General features: G+C 66.6%; 1 pseudogene. It reads left to right on the forward strand.

From position 1 onward, the window contains the following. A pseudogene (locus NKJ01_RS36240) lies at positions 1–859 on the forward strand (IS1380 family transposase); the annotation flags it as partial. Positions 860–910 lie beyond the last annotated feature (51 nt).

The following is a 910-nucleotide window of genomic DNA, read 5'->3' on the forward strand; positions in this document are numbered from 1 at the left end:
TGCACGGCAACCAGGAGGGGCGGTTCTTCCACGCTACTACGGCAACTACTGCTACCTGCCGCTCTACATCTTCTGCGGCGATCACCTTTTGTGCGCCAAGCTGCGGCCCGCCAACATCGACGCGGCCGCCGGCGCGGTTCAGGAGATCGAGCGCATCGTGCGCCAGCTGCGTCAGCGCTGGCCCAAGGTCCGCATCGTGCTGCGCGCCGATTCCGGCTTCGCCCGCGAGGAGCTGATGGCCTGGTGCGAAACCAACGCCGTCGACTACCTGTTCGGTCTGGCCCGCAATGTTCGGCTGGTCCGCCACATCGCGGCTGAACTGGAGGCGGCCAAGGCAGAGAGTTCGCTCACCAGCCGGCCCGCCCGCCGCTTCAAGGACTTCCTGTGGACCACGCGCAAGAGCTGGAGCTGCCGGCGCCGGGTCGTGGCCAAGGCCGAGTGGACGCAAGGCGAGGCCAACCCGCGCTTTGTCGTCACCTCGCTCGACGCCGAGGTTTGGCCGGCGCAATGCCTCTACGAGGACCTCTACTGCGCCCGCGGCGAGATGGAGAACCGCATCAAGGAATGCCAGCTCGACCTGTTTGCCGACCGCACCTCTGCCGCCACCCTGCGCGCCAACCAGCTCAGGCTCTGGTTCGCCTCGATGGCCTATGTGCTGATCTGCGCGTTGCGCCGCATCGGCCTGGTGGACACACGGCTCGCCAGGGCAAGCTGCGCCACCATCCGTCTCAAGTTGTTCAAGATTGGCGCCCTGGTCAGCGTCTCGGTGCGCCGCATCAAGCTGGCCATGAACTCCGCCTGTCCCTTCCAGCGCGAATGGGCCCTGACCTATGCCCGATTATCAGCAGCCGTCGCCTGAGCGGCCCCGATCCACCCTCCCGCCAACAGCCAAGGAACCAGCGCCGAACCA

Source organism: Mesorhizobium sp. M0276 (assembly GCF_040321755.1).
Taxonomy (GTDB): Bacteria; Pseudomonadota; Alphaproteobacteria; order Rhizobiales; family Rhizobiaceae; genus Mesorhizobium.